Annotated in this window: 14 protein-coding genes; 4 read left to right on the plus strand and 10 right to left on the minus strand. The window is 59.9% G+C overall.

The features are described from left to right. Window positions 1-95: 95 nt before the first annotated feature. From AC193Q_RS24340 to AC193Q_RS24380, 9 genes are all read right to left on the minus strand, one after another. A complete protein-coding gene (locus AC193Q_RS24340; protein ID WP_121183688.1) occupies window positions 96-1,076 on the minus strand; it encodes a peptide ABC transporter ATP-binding protein in 981 nt (326 codons plus the stop codon). Further along, window positions 1,076-2,044 carry an ABC transporter ATP-binding protein gene (locus AC193Q_RS24345; RefSeq protein WP_041072769.1) on the minus strand — a complete coding sequence of 323 codons (969 nt, stop codon included), beginning with the start codon at window positions 2,042-2,044 and terminating at the stop codon, window positions 1,076-1,078. The genes AC193Q_RS24340 and AC193Q_RS24345 overlap by 1 nt, the downstream gene beginning before the upstream one ends. Before the next feature lie 10 nt (window positions 2,045-2,054). After that, window positions 2,055-2,981, minus strand: coding sequence for an ABC transporter permease subunit (locus AC193Q_RS24350; RefSeq protein WP_041072771.1), 927 nt, complete (start codon window positions 2,979-2,981; stop codon window positions 2,055-2,057). A gap of 10 nt (window positions 2,982-2,991) precedes the next feature. Further along, a complete protein-coding gene (locus AC193Q_RS24355) occupies window positions 2,992-4,002 on the minus strand; it encodes an ABC transporter permease subunit (protein WP_047291242.1) in 1,011 nt (336 codons plus the stop codon). Window positions 4,003-4,075: 73 nt separating this feature from the next. Next, entirely contained in the window at window positions 4,076-5,671 is a 1,596-nt protein-coding gene (locus AC193Q_RS24360; protein WP_047291244.1) for an ABC transporter substrate-binding protein, read from the minus strand. 78 nt (window positions 5,672-5,749) lie between these two features. Then, window positions 5,750-7,165 carry an OprD family porin gene (locus AC193Q_RS24365; protein WP_047291246.1) on the minus strand — a complete coding sequence of 472 codons (1,416 nt, stop codon included), beginning with the start codon at window positions 7,163-7,165 and terminating at the stop codon, window positions 5,750-5,752. Window positions 7,166-7,340: 175 nt separating this feature from the next. Next, a complete protein-coding gene (locus tag AC193Q_RS24370) occupies window positions 7,341-8,939 on the minus strand; it encodes an ABC transporter substrate-binding protein (RefSeq protein WP_047291247.1) in 1,599 nt (532 codons plus the stop codon). A 300-nt stretch (window positions 8,940-9,239) separates the two neighbouring features. Further along, window positions 9,240-10,865, minus strand: a complete 1,626-nt coding sequence (locus AC193Q_RS24375; RefSeq protein ID WP_041072781.1) for an ABC transporter substrate-binding protein — start codon at window positions 10,863-10,865, stop codon at window positions 9,240-9,242. A 260-nt stretch (window positions 10,866-11,125) separates the two neighbouring features. Continuing rightward, window positions 11,126-12,727 (minus strand): ABC transporter substrate-binding protein, encoded by a 1,602-nt coding sequence (locus AC193Q_RS24380; RefSeq protein WP_121183694.1) that lies wholly within the window; start codon window positions 12,725-12,727, stop codon window positions 11,126-11,128. A 966-nt stretch (window positions 12,728-13,693) separates the two neighbouring features. Here AC193Q_RS24380 and AC193Q_RS24385 point away from each other — a divergent pair. Next, the gene (locus AC193Q_RS24385; protein ID WP_483878902.1) at window positions 13,694-14,056 is read left to right on the plus strand and encodes a DUF6124 family protein; all 363 of its coding nucleotides are present in this window, start codon (window positions 13,694-13,696) and stop codon (window positions 14,054-14,056) included. Between the two features lie 169 nt (window positions 14,057-14,225). Here AC193Q_RS24385 and AC193Q_RS24390 read toward each other — a convergent pair whose 3' ends face one another. Beyond that, the gene (locus tag AC193Q_RS24390) at window positions 14,226-14,945 is read right to left on the minus strand and encodes an SIMPL domain-containing protein (protein ID WP_047291253.1); all 720 of its coding nucleotides are present in this window, start codon (window positions 14,943-14,945) and stop codon (window positions 14,226-14,228) included. Window positions 14,946-15,358: 413 nt separating this feature from the next. On the opposite strand from AC193Q_RS24390, the gene AC193Q_RS24395 reads away from it, so the two are divergent. From AC193Q_RS24395 to AC193Q_RS24405, 3 genes are all read left to right on the plus strand, one after another. Further along, window positions 15,359-16,621: an ATP-binding protein gene (locus tag AC193Q_RS24395; protein WP_027610820.1), complete on the plus strand. Its 1,263-nt coding sequence runs from the start codon at window positions 15,359-15,361 to the stop codon at window positions 16,619-16,621. Continuing rightward, entirely contained in the window at window positions 16,614-17,174 is a 561-nt protein-coding gene (locus tag AC193Q_RS24400) for a response regulator transcription factor (RefSeq protein WP_003221630.1), read from the plus strand. Before AC193Q_RS24395 ends, AC193Q_RS24400 begins: the two co-directional genes overlap by 8 nt. Before the next feature lie 96 nt (window positions 17,175-17,270). Further along, the gene (locus tag AC193Q_RS24405; RefSeq protein ID WP_131671444.1) at window positions 17,271-18,998 is read left to right on the plus strand and encodes an ABC transporter ATP-binding protein/permease; all 1,728 of its coding nucleotides are present in this window, start codon (window positions 17,271-17,273) and stop codon (window positions 18,996-18,998) included. Window positions 18,999-19,120 lie beyond the last annotated feature (122 nt).

Genomic DNA, 19,120 nt, shown 5'->3' on the forward strand with positions numbered 1-19,120 from the left:
CTGCGATCTTTTGATCTTGATTCTGAAACTCAACAGATCGCAGCCTCGTTTCACTCGACAGCTCCTACAGGTTGAGTGGCGGTCTCCGGTTTTGCTTACGCCGCGCCATCGAGGAACTGTTCGGCGTAATGGCAAGCCACCTGCCGGTTGTCGAGCGGGCGCAGGGCCGGCTCTTCAGTGCTGCAACGCTCGGTCGCGTACGGGCAGCGCTTGTGGAACGCACAGCCCGGTGGCGGGTTCAGCGGGTTAGGCAGTTCGCCGACAATCTTGATTTTCGGCTTGTCGGGATCCGGGTGGATCGTGGGTGTAGCCGACAACAAGGCCTGGGTGTAAGGGTGCAGAGGCCGGGTGTAGATGTCCTCTTTCGGGCCCATTTCCACCGGACGGCCGAGGTACATCACCAGCACCGAGTCGGCGACATGCCGCACCACCGCCAGGTTGTGCGAGATGAACACGTAGGCGGTGTTGAACTCCTGCTGCAGGTCCATGAACAGGTTCAGCACCTGCGCCTGAATCGATACGTCGAGCGCCGAGGTCGGTTCGTCCGCCACCAGCACTTTCGGTTGCAGCATCATCGCCCGCGCCAGGGCAATACGCTGACGCTGACCGCCAGAGAACATGTGCGGATAGCGCTGGTAGTGCTCAGGACGCAAGCCGACCTGCTTCATCATCGCCTGGACCTTCTCGCGACGCTCGGTTGCACTCAGGTTGGTGTTGATCAGCAGCGGCTCGGCCAATTGATCACCGATTTTCTGCCGCGGGTTCAACGACGCGTACGGGCTCTGAAACACCATCTGCACGTCTTTGCGCAGTTGCTTGCGCTGGGCCTTGTCGGCGCCGGCGACTTCTTGCCCGGCAATTTTCAGCGAGCCGGAAGACGGCTCTTCAATCAGGGTCAGGGCGCGGGCGAGGGTGGATTTGCCGCAACCCGATTCGCCTACGACAGCGAGGGTCTTGCCGGCTTCCAGTTCGAACGACACGCCGTTGAGGGCGCGCACGGTCGCGTGGCCCTTGAACAGGCCACGGGAGACTTCGTAGTGACGGGTCAGGTCGCGGGCGGTAAGTACGACGGCCATTACGCCACCTCCTGGTTCAGCGGGTAGAAGCAACGGGCGAGGCTGTTGGCTTTCGGATCAAGGGCTGGACGCTGCACGCGGCAGCTGTCCTGCACGTACGGGCAGCGCGGCGACAGCAGGCAACCCTGCGGACGGTCGTAGCGGCCTGGAACGATGCCCGGCAGGGTCGACAGGCGCTCGGCGCCCAGACTGTGCTCGGGAATCGCCTTGAGCAGCGCTTCGCTGTAAGGGTGTGCCGGGATGTCGAACAGTTGCGGCACCTGACCGACTTCTACCGCTTGGCCTGCGTACATCACACAGACGCGCTGGGCGGTTTCGGCCACGACCGCGAGGTCGTGAGTGATCAGCACCAGGCCCATGTTCTGTTCTTTCTGCAACGCCAGCAGCAGATCCATGATCTGCGCCTGAATCGTCACGTCCAGCGCCGTGGTCGGTTCGTCGGCGATCAGCAGTTTCGGCTCGCCGGCAATCGCCATGGCAATTGCCACACGCTGGCTCATGCCGCCGGACAGTTGGTGCGGGTAGGCGTCCATGCGGCTGGCGGCGCCCGGAATTTCCACTTTCTCCAGCAGTTCGATGGCGCGTTTACGCGCTTGCTTGCCGGACATTTTCAGGTGCAGGCGCAGCACTTCTTCGATCTGGAAACCGACGGTGTAGCTCGGGTTGAGCGCGGTCATCGGATCCTGGAACACCATCGACAGGTCTTTGCCGACGATTTGCCGACGCTGACGATTGCTCAGCTTGAGCATGTCTTTGCCGTCGAAGCTGAGCGAGTCGGCAGTGACGATGCCGGGATGCTCGATCAGCCCCATCAGCGCCATCATGGTCACGGATTTACCCGATCCCGACTCGCCAACGATGGCCAGGACTTCGCCCTTGTCGACTTTCAGGTCGAGGCCATCGACCACGGGCGTCGCGTTCTTGTCGCCGAAGCGGACGTTGAGATTCTTGATTTCTAGCAGTGACATGGGAATCTCCTCAGGCGGCGTTCTTGAGTTTCGGGTCCAGCGCGTCGCGCAGGCCGTCGCCCATCAGGTTGATTGCCAGCACGCTGAGCAAAATGGTCAAACCAGGCAGACTCACCACCCACCAGGCACGTTCGATGTAGTCGCGGGCCGAGGCCAGCATGGTGCCCCACTCAGGGGTTGGCGGTTGTACGCCAAGGCCGAGGAAGCCCAGCGCCGCCGCGTCGAGAATCGCCGAAGAGAAACTCAGGGTGGCCTGTACGATCAGCGGTGCCATGCAGTTGGGCAGCACGGTGATGAACATCAGGCGCGGCAGACCGGCACCGGCCAGGCGCGCGGCGGTGACGTAGTCGCGGTTCAGTTCGCCCATCACGGCGGCACGGGTCAGACGCACGTAGGACGGCAGCGAAACCACGGCGATGGCGATCACGGTGTTGATCAGGCCAGGGCCGAGGATGGCGACAATCGCCACCGCCAGCAGCAGGGACGGCAGGGCCAGCATGATGTCCATCAGACGCATGATGGTCGGGCCGATCATCTTCGGGAAGAAACCGGCGAACAGACCCAGCAGGATCCCCGGGATCAACGACATCACCACCGACGACAGACCGATCAGCAGCGACAGGCGCGAACCCTGGATCAGCCGCGACAGCAGGTCGCGGCCCAGTTCATCGGTGCCGAGCAGGAACTGCATTTGCCCGCCTTCGAGCCACGCCGGTGGCGTCAGCAGGAAGTCCCGGTATTGCTCGCTCGGGTTATGCGGGGCGACCCACGGCGCGAAGATCGCGCAGAAAATCACCAGCAGCATGAACAGCAGGCCGGCAACCGCGCCCTTGTTCTTCGCGAAGGCTTGCCAGAATTCTTTGTACGGTGACGGATACAGCAGGCTTTGATCCGCGCTTGGCGCGGAAGTGGCTACTGAGGATGTTGGAGTGCTCATGGTATGGACCTCAGCGCTGATGACGGATGCGTGGGTTGGCAAAGCCGTAGAGGATGTCCACTACGAAGTTGACCAGAATCACCAGGCAGGCGATTAACAGGATGCCGTTTTGCACAACCGGGTAGTCCCGGGCGCCGATGGCTTCGATCAGCCATTTACCGATGCCGGGCCAGGAGAAGATGGTTTCGGTCAGGACCGCGCCGGCCAGCAGGGTACCGACTTGCAGGCCGACCACGGTCAGGACCGGGATCAGCGCGTTACGCAGGCCGTGCACGAACACCACGCGCGACGGCGACAGGCCTTTGGCCTTGGCGGTGCGGATGTAGTCTTCACGCAGCACTTCGAGCATCGACGAACGGGTCATCCGCGCGATCACTGCCAGTGGAATGGTGCCGAGCACGATGGCCGGCAGGATCAGGTGATGCAGGGCATCGAAGAACGCGCCCGTGTCATCGGCCAGCAGCGTGTCGATCAGCATGAAACCGGTGCGCGGCTCGATGTCGTAGAGCAGGTCGATCCGCCCGGATACCGGGGTCCAGCCCAGGCTCACGGAGAAGAACATGATCAGGATCAGGCCCCACCAGAAGATCGGCATCGAATACCCCGCCAGGGAGATGCCCATCACCCCATGGTCGAACAGGGAGCCTCGCTTGAGGGCCGCGATCACCCCGGCCAGAAGACCGAGAATGCCGGCGAACAGCAGGGCGGCCATGGACAGTTCCAGGGTCGCCGGGAAGAGGGAGGTGAACTCGGTCCATACGCTCTCACGCGTACGCAGGGATTCGCCGAGATCGCCGTGGGCCAGTTTGCCGATGTAGTCCAGGTACTGGGCATACAGCGGTTTGTTCAGACCAAGGCGTTCCATTGCCTGAGCGTGCATTTCGGGGTCGACCCGACGTTCGCCCATCATCACTTCCACGGGGTCGCCGGGAATCATGCGAATCAACGCGAAAGTCAGCAGGGTGATGCCGAAAAACGTGGGGATCAACAACCCCAGTCGGCGGGCAATAAAACTAAACATCTTGTGTGGTACCTCATCAGCCGGTTAGGCGTGCCCGGCGACCCTGGGGTCAGGGAGGCCGGGAGTTTCTTATCTACTTCACCTGGGTGGTGGCGAAGTTATTCGTGGTCAGAGGGCTGATGTGGTAACCCTCTACGTTATTGCGCATTGCGGTAAACATACGGGTGTGGGCCATGCTGATCCACGGTTGGTCCTGATTAAACAGCACCTGGGCCTGTTCGTAGAGCTTTGCGCGTTCGGCCGGATCTACTTTAGCCCGTGCTTCGTCGAGCAGTGCCTGGAATTTCTCGTTGCACCAGCGCGCGTAGTTTTCGCCGTTCTTGGCCGCTTCGCAACTGAGCATAGGCGTCAGGAAGTTATCCGGGTCGCCGTTGTCGCCCGCCCATCCGGCCGACACCATATCGTGTTCGCCGGCCTTGGCGCGCTTGAGCATCTCGCCCCATTCCATCACACGGATGTCGACCTTGATCCCGACTTTCGCCAGGTCGGCCTGCATCATCTGTGCGCCGAGCATCGGATTGGGGTTGGTCGGGCCGCCGCCGTTACGGGTAAACAGAGTAAACACGGTGCCTTCCGGGACCCCGGCTTCCTTGAGCAAGGCGCGGGCCTTGTCGAGGTCACGTGGCGGGTTCTTCAGGTCGTGGTTGTAGCCCAGCAGGGTCGGCGGGTAGGGGTTGACCGCTACGGTCGCGTTGCCTTTGCCGAACAGGGCGTTGACGTAGGCTTCCTTGTCGAAAGCGATGTCGATCGCTTTGCGGACACGCACGTCGCTCATGTATTTGTGCTGAGTGTTCATGGCGATGTACGAGACGGTCATCGCGTCCAGCTCATCGACCTTCAGGTTGCTGTCTTTCTTGATGCTCGGAATGTCATCCGGCTTCGGATACAGCGCGATCTGGCACTCGTTGGCCTTGAGCTTCTGCAGGCGCACGTTGTTGTCGGTGGCGATTGCCAGGATCAACGCATCAGCCGGTGGCTTGCCACGGAAGTAGTCCGGGTTGGCCTTGAAACGCACCTGCGCATCCTTGGCGTAACGCTGGAAGATGAACGGGCCGGTGCCCACAGGCTTGTTGTTGAGGTCGGCGGTCTTGCCGGACTTGAGCAACTGGTCGGCGTATTCGGCCGGGTAAATCGAGGAAAACGCCATGGCGATGTCGGCCAGGAACGGCGCTTCGCGGCGGGTCAGGGTGAACTTGACCGTGTTGTCGTCGACTTTTTCGACGCTTTTGAGCAGTTCCTTGAAGCCCATGCTTTCAAAGTACGGGAAGCCCACGCTCGACAGTTTGTGCCACGGGTGATTCGGGTCCAGCTGACGCTGGAAGCTCCAGACCACGTCGTCGGCGTTCATGTCGCGGGTCGGCTTGAAGTATTCGGTGGTGTGAAACTTGACGCCTTTGCGCAGGTGGAACGTGTAAGTCAGGCCGTCTTCACTGATGTCCCAGGATTCGGCCAGTGCCGGAATCACTTCGGTGGTGCCGGGCTTGAAGTCCGCCAGACGGTTGAAGATCGTTTCGGCCACCGCATCGGCAGTGACTGCAGTTGTGTACTGGACCATATCGAAGCCTTCCGGGCTGGCTTCGGTGCAGACCACCAAGGGTTTGGCCGAGACGCCGATGGCGGCGCTCAACAACACAGCCGTGACGGCCGCACGTAGGGGAAGCATTTTCATCGATAACCCTCTGCAATCGGTTGAAGACAAAAAACCGAACGGCCGACTCGTCATGAGTCAGCCGTCGGTCGGCGGTTTTTACAGGATGTTGAATGGAATCGTGGTCACGAGACGGAACTCGTTGATGCTGCCGTCAGCCTGGTTTTCGCTGGCGCGGTGAGCGGTATAGGTCGCACGAACGGTGGTGGCTTTCAGAGGACCGCTCTGTACGGCATAAGCAGCACCGATGCCGTATTCATAGTGGTGCTCGCCGTCCATCGACTGCACGCCGTCGTAGCCGCCACCCTTGTAGTGAGTGCCGTCGATGCCCCAGCCGCGGGCCTGGTAGATGTTGAACTTCAGGCCTGGCACGCCGTATTCGGCCATGTTCAGACCATAGGCAACCTGGAAGGATTTCTCGTTCGGGCCGTTGAAGTCCGACAGCAGGGAGTTGGCCAGGTAGATGCCGTTGGTTTCGTGCAGGTAGTCGAAGTACTCGTTACCGTTCACTTCCTGGTAAGAGAAGGTCAGGGTATGCGCCTGGTGAGTCAGGCCGAACGACAGGGAGTAGGTATCGTTGTCGATTTCACCCAGTTTTTTCTTACCTTCGTCCACGGTCTTGTAGTAGTTCAGACCGGTGGTCAGAGCCAGAACCGAGCTGTCACCCAGCACGTGGGTGGCGCCGAAGTAGTACTGGTTCCACAGGTCTTCGGCCTGGGTGCCCCAGAGGCTGGTGGTCAGGCTGGCGAACGGCTGGTACGAGATGCCGCCGGTGTGAACGTGGTCGGCCTCGGCATCAATCGCGCCGTATTCGGAGCGAAACTTGCTCAGGCTTTCTTCGGTACGCGGCGAAACGCGGTCGAACGAGGCCAGGTCGAAGGACAGATTGTTCAGCTCTTCGCTGTGGATCGCGATACCTTCGAAGCTCGATGGCAGCGGACGGTTGCCGATCACATCAACCTGCGGGCTGCTGAAGTTCATGCGGCCGGCGGTCAGGGTGGTGTTGGAGATACGCGCCTTGACGTTGGCCAGGCCGACTTTGCTCCACTGGCCCTGGGCTTCGCCGCCTTCACGGGTCAGGGTACGGTTGTTACCTGCGCCTGGACGGGTGCCCGGTGCGCCACCGTTGTTGGACGCCAGGTTCTCGCGGTCACGCTCCAGCGCGATGGCGTTGTACGCCGCCACTTCGGTGCTGAAACCGACGGTGCCTTCGGTGAAGCCCGAGTTGTACTTGACGATGGTGCCTTGCACCCAGTTGATACGGCGATCGGTCGGGGTGGCCACGCCATCCTTGCGATAGGTGAACTTGCCGCCGCGCTTCAGTTGTTCGTTGGCGTACCAGTTGCGGGTCGAGCCGCTGATCGACTGACCTTCGAGGAAGCCGGTGGCTTCAGCCTGGGCGCTCTTCTCGTTAACGGTCACCGGAGTGAACGCCTGGCTTTGGGTTTCCGCGTAAGCCGTGGCGGTGATGCTGCTGATGGCCAAGGCCAATATCGCGGTATTGCTCAGTTTCATGGGTGAAGCTCCTTTACTTTCTTTTTATGCCGGCTTTTTTGGGTGGGCCGGTTATTGGTTTAGAACTCATTCACACATCGCAAACGTTTGCAAAAGGCCTGATTGGCGAATTTCGGCAAAGCGCTTGCGTGAGGGGGATAGACAGCCCCCTCAGCATTGCGGCTAATCGGTTGGGTTAATCGATACTGACGCCCGAGAACACATTGCGACCGAAGGGGCTGACCTTGAAGCCTTCAACCCGGGCGCTTAACGGCTGGTTGACCGTCGAGTGGGCGACAGGCGTGATCGGCACTTGCTGCTTGAGCAACTGCTGCGCCTGTTTGTAGAGCGTGGTGCGCTGGTCGCGGTCGGTGACGACCTTGGCCTCTTTGATCAGCTTGTCGTAAGCCGGATCGCACCACATGGAGTAGTTGTTGCCGCCGATGGCATCGCAGCTGTACAGGGTGCCCAGCCAGTTGTCCGGATCCCCGTTGTCGCCGGTCCAGCCAATCAGGCTGATGTCGTGCTCGCCATTCTTGGTGCGCTTGATGTACTCGCCCCATTCGTAGCTGACAATCTTCACTTTCAGACCGATCTTCGCCCAGTCAGCCTGGAGCATTTCGGCCATCAGTTTGGCGTTCGGGTTGTACGGACGCTGGACCGGCATCGCCCACAGCGTGATCTCGGTGCCTTCCTTGACGCCGGCGGCCTTGAGCAGCTCTTTGGCTTTTTCCGGGTTGTAGGCGGCATCCTTGATGCTGTCGTCGTAGGACCACTGGGTCGGCGGCATGCCGTTGACCGCCAGTTGTCCGGCGCCTTGATAAACAGCGTTGAGAATCCCTTGTTTATTCACCGCCATGTCCAGCGCCTGACGCACTTCGAGCTGGTCGAAGGGCTTGTGACGGACGTTGTAGGCAATGTAACCGAGGTTGAAGCCAGGCTTGGAAATCAGCTGCAGTTTCGGGTCGGCCTTCAGCGCTTCAACGTCGGCAGGGCGCGGGTGCAGGGTGATCTGGCATTCGCCGGCCTTGAGCTTCTGCACGCGCACCGAAGCGTCGGTGTTGATCGCGAAGATCAGATTCTTCAGCTTGACCCGGCTCGGGTCCCAGTAATGTTCGTTGCCGGTATAACGGATGTTCGAGTCCTTCTGATAGCTCTTGAACACGAACGGCCCGGTCCCGATCGGCTTCTGGTTGATGTCGCTCGGCTTGCCTTCGGCCAGCAACTTGTCGGCGTACTCGGCAGACAGGATCGCGGCGAAGCTCATGGCAATGTTCTGGATGAACGCGGCGTCGACGCTGTTGAGCGTGAACTCCACGGTCAGCGGCCCGGTCTTTTCGACCTTGGCGATGTTCTTGTTCAGGCTCATCCCGTTGAAATACGGGAATTCGGTCGGATAAGCCTTACGGAATGGCTGCGCGGGATCGAGCATGCGGTTAAACGTGAACAGCACGTCGTCGGCGTTGAAATCGCGCGTCGGTTTGAAGTACGGCGTTGTATGAAATTTCACACCTTCACGCAGGTGAAAGGTGTACTTGAGACCATCCTCGGAAATATCCCACTGGGTTGCCAGTCCCGGTACGACGTTGGTCGCGCCTTTTTCGAACTCGACCAGACGGTTGTACAGCGGCTCGGCGGCATCGTTATCGGTCGCCGTCGTGTATTGCGCGGTATCAAAACCCGCCGGGCTGCCTTCGGAGCAGAACACCAGGCTCTTGCTGGCGGCAAAACTGGCGGACGTGGCGGCCAACAGGCCGGCGCCCAGCAATGCGGAAAAAACCAAGGTATGGCGCATGACGCTCCCTCTTTTTGTCGTGTTGTTCAATGCACCGCGATCCCGTCCAGGGAAGTTGAGGTGGCACTGAGCTCAATCCAGTACGTACAGCAAGCCGATGGCCCACGCAGAAACTGGTCAGAACCCGACGGTAGGGGCCGTGGGTCTGGCAGTAAATGCGTAATTGCCTGAATGCTCGTAGGAAAAGTCGACACATCCCCTGCCGTTGCAGTCATCCGCAACGGAATTGGCTGTAGGCAAATTCCTGACTTCCGGCAGCTAAAGCAGCGGCGACGTCATGAACGTCGCCGCTGCGATGGCTTAATTGCTGACGCTGACGCCGTAGAAGGAATTCAAGCCGAATGGGCTGATCTTGAAGTCCTGCACGTTGGCGCGCATGGGTTGGAACACCGTCGAGTGAGCGATAGGTGTGTAGGGAACAGCATCTTTGAGGACGTGTTGCGCCTGTTTGTACAGTTCGGTGCGCTTGGCCTGATCGGTGGTGCGCTTGGCATCTTTGACGAGACCGTCGTACTTCTTGTCGCACCACTTGGAGAAGTTGTTGCCGTTGAGCGAGTCGCAGCCGAACAGCACGTTCAGCCAGTTGTCGGGATCACCATTGTCACCGCTCCAGCCAATCAGCATGGCCTGGTTCTCGCCACCTTTGGAGCGCTTGATGTACTCGCCCCATTCGTAGCTGGTGATCTTCACGTTCAGGCCGATCTTCTTCCAGTCGGACTGGAGCATTTCAGCCATCAGCTTGGCGTTCGGGTTGTACGGACGCTGTACCGGCATCGCCCACAGAACGATTTCGGTCCCTTCCTTGACGCCGGCTTCCTTGAGCAGCTGTTTGGCTTTCTCAGGATCGTATTTGGCGTCCTTGATGGTGGTGTCGTAGGACCACTGGGTCGGCGGCATGGCGTTGACGGCCAGCTGACCGGCGCCCTGGTAAACCGAATCAATGATCTGCGGCTTGTTCACCGCCATGTCCAGCGCCTGGCGCACGCGCAGGTCGGCCAGCGGGTTAGGCTCGTTGCTGCCCTTGACCTTGTCCATCACGTTGTAGGCGATGTAGCCCAGGTTGAAACCGGCCTGGTCAGGCATCTTCAGGGTCTTGTCGGCCTTGAGCGCCGCGAGATCCGCCGGACGCGGGAACAGGGTGACCTGGCATTCGTTCTTTTTCAGCTTCTGGATGCGCACCGACGGGTCGGTGGTGATAGCGAAGATCAGGTTGTCGATCTTCACGTCCTCAGGCTTCCAGTAGTCCTTGTTGCCGGTGTAGCGGATGTTCGAGTCTTTCTGGTAGCTCTTGAACACGAACGGACCAGTGCCGATCGGCTTCTGGTTGATGTCGGCAGCCTTGCCTTCCTTGAGCAGCTGGGCAGCGTACTCGGCGGACTGGATCGAGGCGAAGCTCATGGCCATGTTCTGGATGAACGCGGCGTCGACTTCTTTCAGCGTGAACTTGACGGTGTGGTCGTCGACTTTATCGATCTTGGTGATGTTGGTGTCCATCCCCATGTCGGTGAAGTACGGGAATTCGGTCGGGTAGGCCTTACGGAACGGGTCATCCTTGTTAATCATGCGATTGAAGGTGAACAGCACGTCGTCGGCGTTGAACTCACGAGTCGGCTTGAAATACGGGGTGGTGTGGAACTTGACGCCTTCACGCAGGTGGAAGGTGTAATTCAGGCCGTCCGGGGAAATGTCCCAGCTGGTGGCCAGGCCCGGGATAACGGCGGTGCCGCCACGCTCGAACTGGCTCAGACGGTTGAACATGGTTTCGGCTGAGGCGTCGAAGTCGGTTCCGGTGGTGTACTGGCCTGGATCAAAACCGGCCGGGCTCCCTTCGGAGCAGAACACCAGGTTAGTCGCAGCGGATGCGAAAGGTGCGGAGGCTAACAAGCCTGCGCCGACTAAAAACGGAATGACCGCGTGTTTAAGCATGTTGGCCTCATGATTTGTTGTCATTTTTTAATATTGAGGTACGACCTCGTGAGTCGTGCCTGCGGATACTTATGCAGGGGCCATACCCAATGCAAGATCCAGAGCGACTGCCGGCCTCAAAGCGTGGCACGAACGTACCTTAATGTCGCATTTGTATAAGAGTTGACGCATTTGACCGTTTGCGGCCGTTTTTTACGGTGCAAACGAAGCCCCAAAACGGTGCGCCGGTCACGTTGTGCGCGCCGCATTGGGGCCTGGTGTTACTTATTTATACCCACGCCGTAGAAGGGTGTAAGGCCAAACGGACTGATCTTGAAGTCGCTCACTTCCTTGCGCAGCGGCTGGAACACCGTGGAGTTGGCAATGGGCGTGATCGGCACCTGCTGTTTAAGGATCAGTTGCGCCTGTTGATACAGTTTTACCCGTTGCGCTTTATCCGTGGACACCTTGGCCTGCTGAATCAATTTGTCGTAGGCCGGGTCGCACCACTTGGCGTAGTTGCTGCCCTTGACTGCCGCGCAGCTGTAGAGCACGCCGAGCCAGTTGTCCGGGTCGCCGTTGTCTCCTGTCCAACCATAGATCATCGCGTCGTGTTCGCCATTTTTAGCGCGCTTGATGTATTCGCCCCATTCGTAGCTGACGATGTTGGCCTTGATCCCGATCTTGTCCCAATCCTGCTGGATCATCTGCGCCGACATCCGCGCATTCGGGTTGGAGGCGCGCTGCACGGTCATCGCCCAGAGATTGATGGTGGTACCCGGTGCAACCCCGGCTTCCTTGAGTAGCGCCTTGGCTTTCACCGGGTCGTACGGCGCGTCCTTGATGTTCGGGTCATACGACCATTGCGCCGGTGGCAAGGCGTTCTGCGCCAGTTGCCCGGCACTCTGGTAGACGGCTTTGATGATCGCCGGTTTGTCGATGGCCATGTCCAGCGCCTGACGGACCTTGAGCTGATCGAGTGGCGGGTGAGTGGTGTTGTAGGCGAGGAAGCCGAGGTTGAAACCGGCCTGCTTCAATACGCGCAGGTTCGGGTCTTGTTCCATCACTTCGATGTCGGCCGGGCGCGGGTAGCCGCTGACCTGGCATTCGCCGGTCTTGAGCTTCTGCAGACGGACAGCGGCATCCGGGGTAATCGAGAACACCAGGTTGTCGATTTTCACGTCCTCGGGTTTCCAGTAGTCCTTGTTCGCGGCGTAGCGGATCTGCGCGTCTTTCTGGTAACGCTTGAACACGAACGGGCCGGTGCCCACCGGTTTCTGATTGAGGTCGGCGGCTTTGCCCTCCTTTAACAGTTGGGCGGCGTATTCGGCCGATTGCACCGAGGCGAAGCTCATGGCGAGGTTTTGCACGAACGCGGCGTCGACGTTGTTCAGGTTGAAGCGCACGGTGTTGTCGTCGAGTTTTTCCACTGATTTGATCGTGGTGTTCAGGCCCATGTCGGTGAAGTACGGAGACTCGGCGGGGTAGGCTTTGCGGAAGGCGTTGTCCGGGTCGAGCAGGCGCTGGAAGGTGAACAGCACGTCGTCGGCGTTGAAGTCGCGCGTCGGGGTGAAATATTCCGTGGTGTGGAATTTCACGCCTTGGCGCAGGTGGAAGGTGTATTGCAGGCCGTCGTTGGAAACGTCCCATTTTGTCGCCAGGCCGGGTTCGATGTCGGTGCCGCCGCGCTGGAATTGGGTGAGGCGGTTGAAGACGGTTTCGGCGGAGGCGTCGAAGTCGGTGCCGCTGGTGTATTGGCTGGGGTCGAAGCCGGCGGGGCTGGCTTCGGAGCAATAGACCAGGGTGGTGGTGGCGTTGGCGATGGGGGCTATGGCTGTTAGTGCGAGAGTGATCAGGAGTGGCTTGAGGGTGAATCTTTCCATGGAGTCCCCGGGTTTTGGAGGTGGTTGTTTTTTCAGGGTAGCGGGGATTTGGGTGTGTTCGGAAATATCGTTTTTCTTGTTGGGGTGTCTATCTCGGTATATCTGGGCCGTGGGTACATATCCGTTGCTGCGGTAACGGCGGCTTGGGGTTCCGCCCTTACGGCGGGTCACTTTTGGCAAACGCCCCAAAAGTAACCAAAAACGCTTGCTCCTGCGTTCGGCCCGCTCGCTGGGGCTCGGGGTTCCTTCGCTCCGGGATCGATCCGGGCGCAGCGTCTACGGTTTGCTTCGCTGCACCTCCTCTCGCTGTGTTTGGCTGCGCCAAACGGTCGCTGCGCTCCCACGCCCGGATCAATCCCTGCGCTCAGCTTTCCGACGTCGCCCGTGGATCAAGATCAAAAGCTTTCGGCGAGCTGGCACTCGGCCTATTGGTTGAATTCCACCACTGTGGGAGCTGGCTTGCCAGCGATGTCGGCCTGACAGCCGACCGGTCTCTAACTGAATAAACCCGATCCCCCTGTAGGAGCTGCCGAAGGCTGCGATCTTTTGATCTTGCTTTTAATTGTGAGAGTCAAAGTCAAAAGATCGTCCGAACGCGGCCCGAGCCTTCGGCAGCTCCTACAGGGAGTGGGGTTGTGTTTAAAGGTGTGTGGGATAACCAGAACCTTCCCACAAGATTTTCAGGTTGTCCCTCGGACGCTGGCTCTCTAGCCTTGAGCTGTCGCTGAAAACTCAGCGATCGGGTGTGAGAGCCTGGAAAAATTAGTGATTCAGTCCATGTGTCCGCATAATTGCAGGCGGCTTATCTTTTGCCTGCAAATGCGTCATGGCGGCTGTGTGCGGGCAGACTTCGGTCTGGCCGGTTTCCTATTTTTCCGGTTTCTCACCCCGCACATAGCTGCCACCCACTTCGCCGCGTGAGAAACGGCAAGTGCTGGCGTTCATTTGCAAAAATAGGGTTATCCAATGACTAAGCCAGTCCCAGATCCACCACTCGAACCCACAACCCCACTCACCGAAGCCCTCCACGCCGAAGACCTCGCAAAAAACCGCGAAGCGATCAAACGCGCCCTCGATTTCTACTTAAGCCCCGAAGCCACAAAACCGCGTCCACCCAGCTCGATGTTCCTCGTCCATCCGGGCATCGACACGGAAAGTCTGTTGGCCCACGCCTGTGAGTCCCTGGCCTCGGCCAACACCATGGCCAGTGATTTCGCCGATCAGCTCAGTCGCCCGCAGCGCAATACGGCGCTGGCGATCCAGCAGATCATCATGCTCGCTGAACTGGCGGTGAATCGGGCGCTGGATCGGGTTGATCCGCCGGCTTGAGACCGCGTTATCGTTCTTCGCGAGCAGGCTCGCTCCCACAGGAGTGCGCATTTCAAATGTGGGAGCGAGCTTGCTCGCGAAGGCGTCAGATCAAACAACACAACTCCCAGGCACAAAAAAACCGGCGATCATTCTCTGATCGCCGGTTTTTCATTCAGCCCACATCAATTCACTGCATCAGCACTTCAATCGAGCCATCGGCAGTCAGGCTGACCTGGCTGGTGCCGGCTTCGACTTCCGGTGTGACCGGTGCCGAATCCGCCATGCCGGCGGCTTTCATCATCATCGGGGCGCGCATGTACGGTTGTGGGTAGCCGTTGCTGTTGAGGTTCAGGTTGACGATTTTGTAGCCTTTGCCGCCCAGTGCATCGGTGGCCAGTTGCGCGCGGGCCTTGAAGGCGTTGACGGCTTCTTTGAGCAGTTGGTCTTCGCTGGCCTTGCGGGTCGGCTCGGCGATGGCGAAGTCCATGCCGCCCATTTTCAGGTCGGTCAGCAGTTCGCCAGTGAGTTTGGACAGGGCGGCGAAGTCGGCGCTTTCCAGGCGCAGTTCGGCGCGTTCGCGCCAGCCGGTGATTTTCTGGCCCTTGGTGTCGTAGATCGGGTAGCTGTTGCGGCTGCCCTGGCGCAGGGTGATGTCTTTGACTTGCTTGGCTTGGGCCAGCGCCTTGTTCATGGTGGTGCTGACGTCGGCGGCGAGTTTGGCCGGGTCGGTGTTTTGCGCTTCGGTGTAGAGCGTCACGATCATCAGGTCGCGGGCCACTTCCTGGCTGACTTCGGCGCGCAGGGAGATCTGGTTGTAGTGCAGCTCATCGGCGGCCAGCGCCGGAAGGCTGGCGATGCTGCCGACGGTCAGGGCGAGAAGGGCGGCGCTGCGGCGAAATGTGTGCATGAAGGCTCCTTGAATAATGCGCAGGTGTTGGTTCGTCCCTGCGTGAAACCATCAGACTCTAGCTTCTGCGCTGCGGTTCGCCCAGTTACAACTTCTATACAGATGCGCCGGATTGGCCTGGAAGTGTTTTTGTAGCGAGGGGATTTAGCGAAACGTCGCACCGCCCCGATCGGCTGCGAAGCAGTCGCAATTCTGCGGATGCGGTCTGCCCGTGAAAAGCGGATTGCAGTGTTTGGGGCGGCTTCGCCACCCATCGGGGATAAATCCCCTCACCACACTGATCTCGGACAGCCATGCGCTGTAGCCCAATTTACCGCCAGCGCCATGTGGTCATTTGCCGCACTTTCGCCTCTCAAAGCCGCGGCTTGGTTATACTCCGTGCGATCCGCCTGGAGCGCTCATCAGGAGAGCTCATGCTCGCCCCCGTACAACTGACTTCCGCCACTCGCCAGAACCTCTGGCGGCTGACGTTCATCCGCACCCTGGTGCTCGCCGCGCAGGCCGGTTCCGTTGGCCTGGCCTACTGGCTGCAACTGCTGCCGTTGCCGTGGGTGCAACTGGCGATGACCCTCGGCTGCTCGATACTGCTCTGTGTGTTCACTGCCGTGCGTCTGCGCACCTCGTGGCCGGTGACTGAACTCGAATATGCGCTGCAACTGGCCTGCGATCTGGTGATCCACAGTGCGCTGCTGTATTTCTCCGGCGGTTCGACCAACCCGTTCGTTTCCTACTATCTGGTGCCACTGACCATCGCGGCGGTGACGCTGCCGTGGCGTTATTCGGTGATTCTGTCCGGCATCGCGCTGGCGCTGTACACCGTGATGCTCACGCGTTTCTACCCGTTGGAAACTCTGCCGGTGGCCCGCGAGAACCTGCAGATCTACGGCATGTGGCTGAGCTTTGCGCTGGCGGCTGCGGTGATCACGTTTTTCGCTGCGCGCATGGCTGAAGAGCTGCGTCGTCAGGAAGAATTGCGCGCGATTCGTCGCGAAGAAGGCCTGCGCGATCAGCAATTGCTCGCCGTCGCCACCCAGGCCGCTGGCGCGGCGCATGAACTCGGCACACCGCTGGCGACCATGAGCGTGTTGCTCAAGGAAATGCAGCAGGACCACCCCGACGCGATGTTGCAGGACGACCTGAAGGTGCTGCAGGATCAGGTCAAACTGTGCAAAGAAACGTTGCAACAACTGGTGCGCGCCGCCGAGGCCAACCGCCGTATGGCCGTGGAGATGCAGGACGTCACCCAATGGCTCGACGAAGCGCTGAACCGTTGGCACCTGATGCGTCCGGAAGCCAGTTATCGCTTTCAGCGTCTCGGCCAGGGCACAGTCCCGCGCATGGCACCGCCGCCGGATCTGACCCAGGCGCTGCTCAATCTGCTGAACAATGCCGCCGACGCCTGCCCGGAAAATCTTCAGGTGACGCTGGACTGGGACGCGGAAACCGTGACCATCAGCATTCGTGACCACGGTGCCGGCGTGCCGCTGGCCATCGCCGAGCAGATCGGCAAACCGTTTTTTACCACCAAGGGCAAAGGTTTCGGCCTGGGCCTGTTTTTGAGCAAGGCCAGCGTGACACGCGCCGGCGGCTCAGTGAAACTCTATAGTCATGAGGAAGGCGGCACGCTCACCGAGCTGCGCCTGCCCCACGGCGCCCGAGGAGACCAACATGAGTGACGAAATCCAAGTCGAAGGCGAAGAACTGCCGCATTTGCTGCTGGTCGACGACGACGCGACCTTCACCCGGGTAATGGCCCGTGCCATGGCCCGCCGTGGCTTTCGCGTCAGCACTGCCGGTTCCGCCGAAGAAGGCTTGACCATCGCCCAGGCCGACCTGCCGGACTACGCCGCGCTGGACCTGAAAATGGACGGCGACTCCGGTCTGGTGCTGCTGCCCAAGCTGCTGGAACTGGACCCGGAAATGCGCGTGGTGATCCTCACCGGTTATTCGAGCATTGCCACGGCAGTCGAAGCGATCAAGCGCGGCGCCTGCAACTACCTGTGTAAACCGGCCGACGCCGACGACGTGCTGGCTGCGCTGCTCTCCGAGCACGCCGACCTCGACAGCCTGGTGCCGGAAAACCCGATGTCGGTGGACCGTCTGCAATGGGAGCACATCCAGCGCGTGCTCACCGAGCACGAAGGCAACATCTCCGCCACTGCCCGCGCCCTGGGCATGCACCGCCGCACCCTGCAGCGCAAACTGCAGAAGCGCCCGGTTCGTCGCTGAACCTGCGCTGAACGGCCATCGCCAACTCTCGCGATAACGCGCACCGATCAACTATGATCGGTGCGTGTCTGTTCTTTTCTTTATCGAGCCTTTTCCATGAATCAGAACGCTGAATATTCCGCGGTCAACGATGCTGTGCGCGGGCAGTTTTTTCGCAAGGTGTGGGGGATCATCACGCCTTACTGGCGCAGTGAAGAGAAGGGCAAGGCCTGGACATTGCTGATTGCGGTGATTGCGCTGTCGCTGCTCAGCGTGGGGATTTCGGTGTGGTTCAACACCTGGTACAAGGATTTCTACAACGCGCTGCAGAAGAAAGATGAAGCGGCGTTCTGGCAGCTGATTCTGTATTTCTGCGCGATTGCAGCGGTGGCGATTGTTGGTGCGGTGTACCGGCTTTATCTGACCCAGATGCTGACGATTCGCTGGCGGGCCTGGCTCACCGAAAAGCATTTCTCCCGTTGGCTCGCCGACAAGAATTACTACCAGCTGGAGCAGGGCGGTTACACCGATAACCCGGACCAGCGGATTTCCGAAGACCTCAATAACTTCACCTCCAATACCCTTGAGCTGGGGATCGGCCTGCTGCGCAATATCGTCAGCCTGGTGTCGTTCTCGATCATTCTGTGGGGCGTGTCGGGCAGCATTGAGGTCTATGGCATCACCATTCCCGGCTACATGTTCTGGTGCGTGCTGGTCTATGCCGTGGTGGGCAGCTGGCTGACGCACTTGATCGGTCGCCGCTTGATCGGCCTGAACAACCAACAACAACGCTTCGAAGCCGACCTGCGTTTTTCCATGGTGCGGATTCGTGAGAATGCCGAGAGCATCGCGTTGTACAACGGCGAGCCGAACGAAAACCGTCGCTTGAGCGGTCGCTTCGGTAATGTCTGGCACAACTTCTGGGACATCATGAAAGTGTCCAAGCGCCTGACGTTCTTCACTGCCGGTTACAGCCAGGCTGCGATCATTTTCCCGTTTATCGTGGCGTCGCCGCGTTACCTCGCCGGCAAGATCGAGCTGGGTGAACTGATGCAGATCAGCTCGGCATTCGGCAACGTCCAGGAGAGTTTCAGCTGGTTCATCAGCGCCTATCAGAGCCTCGCGTCCTGGCGCGCCACCTGTGATCGTCTGCTGAGCTTCCGTCAGGCCATGACCGATAACGAACAGCGCGCTCCGGCCATCGATGTGCAGAATCAGGGCAGTGAATTGCAAGTGCACAATCTTGGCCTGGACCTGGCCGATGGTCGTCACCTGCTGACCAATGCCGACATGACGGTGGAGCCGGGCGAGCGGGTGATGCTCAGCGGCCGATCCGGCAGCGGCAAGTCGACGTTGCTGCGGGCGATGGGGCACTTGTGGCCCGCGGGCCACGGCGCTATTCGCCTGCCGGCGGCGCGTTATCTGTTCCTGCCGCAGAAGCCGTATCTGCCGATCGGTACCCTGCGCGAAGCCTTGAGTTATCCACAACCGGGCGACACCTACGCGCCAGAGCGTTACGCGCAGGTGCTGGAGACTTGCCGTCTGCCGCATCTGGTCGCACGTCTGGACGAAGCCAATCACTGGCAGCGCATGCTGTCGCCGGGTGAGCAGCAACGCCTGGCCTTCGCCCGCGCCATGCTTTACGCACCGCAATGGCTGTACATGGACGAAGCGACGTCGGCGATGGATGAAGAGGATGAGGCAACGTTGTATCAGGCGCTGATCGATCAGTTGCCGGGCCTGAGCATTGTCAGCGTCGGCCACCGCAGCAGCCTCAAGCGCTTCCACCCACGGCATGTGCGGATCGACAGCGGGCATCTGGTGGAACAGGCCGTGACCGCTTGAACACCACACCCCTGTAGGAGCTGCCGCAGGCTGCGATCTTTTGATGTTGTTTTTCAAGATCAAAAGATCGCAGCCTGCGGCAGCTCCTACAGGGGCGGTGTTTCGACTCGACAGTGATCGTA

It is taken from the genome of Pseudomonas sp. F2 (genome assembly GCF_057174385.1).

What these genes read in the sequence shown, in the direction of transcription:
- AC193Q_RS24340 (WP_121183688.1), bottom strand. Translation starts at nt 1,076, where the DNA reads ATGGCCGTCGTACTTACCGCCCGCGACCTGACCCGTCACTACGAAGTC.
- AC193Q_RS24380 (WP_121183694.1), bottom strand. Translation starts at nt 12,727, where the DNA reads ATGGAAAGATTCACCCTCAAGCCACTCCTGATCACTCTCGCACTAACA.
- AC193Q_RS24370 (WP_047291247.1), bottom strand. Translation starts at nt 8,939, where the DNA reads ATGCGCCATACCTTGGTTTTTTCCGCATTGCTGGGCGCCGGCCTGTTG.
- AC193Q_RS24385 (WP_483878902.1), top strand. Translation starts at nt 13,694, where the DNA reads ATGACTAAGCCAGTCCCAGATCCACCACTCGAACCCACAACCCCACTC.
- AC193Q_RS24390 (WP_047291253.1), bottom strand. Translation starts at nt 14,945, where the DNA reads ATGCACACATTTCGCCGCAGCGCCGCCCTTCTCGCCCTGACCGTCGGC.
- AC193Q_RS24350 (WP_041072771.1), bottom strand. Translation starts at nt 2,981, where the DNA reads ATGAGCACTCCAACATCCTCAGTAGCCACTTCCGCGCCAAGCGCGGAT.
- AC193Q_RS24365 (WP_047291246.1), bottom strand. Translation starts at nt 7,165, where the DNA reads ATGAAACTGAGCAATACCGCGATATTGGCCTTGGCCATCAGCAGCATC.
- AC193Q_RS24360 (WP_047291244.1), bottom strand. Translation starts at nt 5,671, where the DNA reads ATGAAAATGCTTCCCCTACGTGCGGCCGTCACGGCTGTGTTGTTGAGC.
- AC193Q_RS24355 (WP_047291242.1), bottom strand. Translation starts at nt 4,002, where the DNA reads ATGTTTAGTTTTATTGCCCGCCGACTGGGGTTGTTGATCCCCACGTTT.
- AC193Q_RS24375 (WP_041072781.1), bottom strand. Translation starts at nt 10,865, where the DNA reads ATGCTTAAACACGCGGTCATTCCGTTTTTAGTCGGCGCAGGCTTGTTA.
- AC193Q_RS24345 (WP_041072769.1), bottom strand. Translation starts at nt 2,044, where the DNA reads ATGTCACTGCTAGAAATCAAGAATCTCAACGTCCGCTTCGGCGACAAG.
- AC193Q_RS24395 (WP_027610820.1), top strand. Translation starts at nt 15,359, where the DNA reads ATGCTCGCCCCCGTACAACTGACTTCCGCCACTCGCCAGAACCTCTGG.
- AC193Q_RS24400 (WP_003221630.1), top strand. Translation starts at nt 16,614, where the DNA reads ATGAGTGACGAAATCCAAGTCGAAGGCGAAGAACTGCCGCATTTGCTG.
- AC193Q_RS24405 (WP_131671444.1), top strand. Translation starts at nt 17,271, where the DNA reads ATGAATCAGAACGCTGAATATTCCGCGGTCAACGATGCTGTGCGCGGG.